This is a genomic window from Kamptonema animale CS-326 (assembly GCF_028330895.1).
GTDB lineage: Bacteria > Cyanobacteriota > Cyanobacteriia > Cyanobacteriales > Microcoleaceae > Kamptonema > Kamptonema formosum.
Genome location: NZ_JAQMUA010000306.1, coordinates 1 through 2,401 on the forward strand (window position 1 = coordinate 1; position 2,401 = coordinate 2,401).

General features: G+C 41.4%; 5 protein-coding genes. 3 read left to right on the forward strand and 2 right to left on the reverse strand.

The window, feature by feature from the left end; all coding sequences use genetic code 11:
- The 3 genes from PN499_RS17790 to PN499_RS17800 form a co-directional block, all read left to right on the forward strand.
- The coding region (locus tag PN499_RS17790; RefSeq protein ID WP_272033431.1) for a hypothetical protein at window positions 1–243 on the forward strand (243 nt) is incomplete at its 5' end.
- The gene (locus PN499_RS17795) at window positions 244–516 is read left to right on the forward strand and encodes a hypothetical protein (RefSeq protein ID WP_272033432.1); all 273 of its coding nucleotides are present in this window, start codon (window positions 244–246) and stop codon (window positions 514–516) included.
- Window positions 513–908 (forward strand): HEPN domain-containing protein, encoded by a 396-nt coding sequence (locus PN499_RS17800; protein WP_272033433.1) that lies wholly within the window; start codon window positions 513–515, stop codon window positions 906–908. The genes PN499_RS17795 and PN499_RS17800 overlap by 4 nt, the downstream gene beginning before the upstream one ends.
- Window positions 909–1,001: 93 nt before the next feature.
- Here the strand turns inward: PN499_RS17800 and PN499_RS17805 are convergent, their stop codons facing one another.
- Together PN499_RS17805 and PN499_RS17810 are read right to left on the reverse strand one after the other, a co-directional pair.
- On the reverse strand, window positions 1,002–1,211 hold the full coding sequence (locus PN499_RS17805; RefSeq protein ID WP_272033434.1) for a hypothetical protein: 210 nt from the start codon (window positions 1,209–1,211) through the stop codon (window positions 1,002–1,004).
- Between the two features lie 238 nt (window positions 1,212–1,449).
- The gene (locus PN499_RS17810; RefSeq protein ID WP_272033435.1) at window positions 1,450–2,319 is read right to left on the reverse strand and encodes a hypothetical protein; all 870 of its coding nucleotides are present in this window, start codon (window positions 2,317–2,319) and stop codon (window positions 1,450–1,452) included.
- Window positions 2,320–2,401 lie beyond the last annotated feature (82 nt).

Genomic DNA, 2,401 nt, shown 5'->3' on the forward strand with positions numbered 1-2,401 from the left:
TCAGCTTTTCTGTACATGGTGAGGGATGGTGATGCAAGGCTTTTGACCTATTTTACCTGTTTTTCTTGCACCATACTCTCCCTCCGCGATCGCATAACCCAGACTGCATCACCTCCGGGCACTGATTCAGCAAGCCCTATCCTACTTCGGATCGATTTGTGGATGAAAATGGATGGCCGACGCAGAACTTTCAAAACGGCAAAGTTGTACAACGGGAAGGAAAATTATATGTTTATTTTGTGAATGAAACATTATCTCCTCCTACTCCTAGCCCTTCACAAAGTCCGTCTCCTACGCCTCAAGTCAATAATACCCGACTCCGATATAGATATCTTGATTGTTCTCAAAAATTCCTTTAGCTACTCTCAAGAAAGCGATAGAATTAGTATTTTCATCGCAGATTTATGTTTAGAATATAATGTATTAATTAGCTGTGCATTTGCCACTGACGAGCAATTTCATCACTACAATAATGCTTTCTTTCGCAACATTCGTCAAGAAGGGTTAGCGATATGACTCCAGAACAACAAAGACTACTGAATAAAGCGAATAGAAGTTTGCCAGCGGCGAGAGAATTGAATAACACAGGTTTTCCTGAATTTGCCACTTCCCGTGCTTACTATTCAATGTTTTATATCGCCACAGCATTTTTAGAAGCCGAAGGACTATCTTATTCGCGACACTCAGCCGTTATCGCTGCTTTTGGAGAACGCTTCGCTCGCACTAATCGAGTTCCAGTAGAACTGCACCGCTACCTAATTGATGCTGAAAGAACTCGTCTGAGAGCGGATTATAATGTCGATCCGAATATAACAGAAACCGATGCCGAACAACTGATATTGCGGACAGAATACTTTATCAATTTTGCTCTCGCTAATATTGATTCGCTTCCTCCACCATCTCCTTAAATGATAGGAATCGCTTTTTGGGGATGGGGACACGATCGCGATACTTTCACCTCATTAAAATTATAGGTTTTGGGAGATATTTAAGAAATAATTTCAGACATTGACTGAAAAACTCGCAGCCTCAGCATCGTTAATTGCCTGCCTCAATCGCACAAAACGCCTTTGTCTACTATCATTTTCTAACTGCATCGTAATATCTTCTAATTCCAAAGTCGCTGCTTCCATTGCTAAACGACTGCGGCGCAAATTAACCAATAATCTCTTGGCTGTTTCAGGATCGGGAATACGCGGTTGGCTAGTCATGGCAAATTCCATTCCGTTTTGACTTCTTGAATACTCCGTTCCATTGCCGGAATTTCCATCTGGATGCGTTCAATAGATTGATTTACTAAGTTTAGCATATCAGCCGGAATCGTGGGTTGAGACTGTCATTGGAAGCATAAGATTGCCGAAACCGCAGGTTTATGCTTCTAACTAAGTCCGGCAAATATATGCTTCCAATTGGATTGGGGATGCCAGAAGATATCTAACCAAGAAAAACTCACTCATAACCAAGAGAACGCTGTACTTGGCGCAAAATATCCTGAGCGTACTGATTGAGCATAATACCAGGCTTTTGGAGGAGTTCAGCTACTCTACGTCGAGTCGGCTTATATCCTTGTAAGTGAATCTCCTTTGCAATAGTCTCAATTTCTTGACTGATGCGGTTTCTTTCTTCCATACCACAGGCTTTTATATAATCTTTGTAGCGTCCAGTAATCTGACGTGACAGAGAGGGGAAATAAGTATATAAATAGCTATTATTTTTGTAGCCTAGCCGTCTCATAACTTCCAATAAAGAGGGAGGTGGAAATTCATCTAAGGCAGCTTCTAAAACAGGTTGAATTCTTTGTTGACGTTCAAGTTTTCTATAATTAGCATGGTTGAGTTGAATAAGAGAGCATATCTCCGAAAAATGATATTGCAGAACTAAAGGACGATAGTTAAGACGGCGTGCAACATCCTGCAAAGATGGGGGTGGGGACTCCTGAAGTACCTGTTCAAGGACAAACTGAATAACTTGCTTTCTTGGCTGATCTAGTCTTTTTAAATGTTTTCGTGGTCGAGAGGGTGGAGAGGGTAGAATTGCTGCCTGGTTCAAGCCATCAGCAGCTAAAATATCAGTAGTAAAAAAATCCACTAGGGATATTTGTAAGCGCTCAGTAAATTGTAATAGTTTATCAATCTGCGGTAGAGTCGCGTCCTGATACCAACAACTCAATGTTGCCGCCCCAATCCCTACAAAGCGAGACAAAGCAGTGACATTGCCTCCACAAACTTGATTAATATAACGAGAAAATATTTGCTGAAATATATAGGGCTTGCTGAATAAGTTAGGAAAAATCGCGTAGGCGAAGCCAGCCTCCGGCATCGCACTTGATGGGCAATTCAAGCTCGGCGAAACATAACTTTTTGTTGACTATAGCTTCCCCAGTTATAGCTTTTAATAATCA

Bases quoted from the DNA above. Each gene is read 5' to 3' on its own strand.
- PN499_RS17795 (WP_272033432.1), top strand. From the start codon at position 244: ATGAAACATTATCTCCTCCTACTCCTAGCCCTTCACAAAGTCCGTCTC.
- PN499_RS17800 (WP_272033433.1), top strand. From the start codon at position 513: ATGACTCCAGAACAACAAAGACTACTGAATAAAGCGAATAGAAGTTTG.
- PN499_RS17805 (WP_272033434.1), bottom strand. From the start codon at position 1,211: ATGACTAGCCAACCGCGTATTCCCGATCCTGAAACAGCCAAGAGATTA.
- PN499_RS17810 (WP_272033435.1), bottom strand. From the start codon at position 2,319: ATGCCGGAGGCTGGCTTCGCCTACGCGATTTTTCCTAACTTATTCAGC.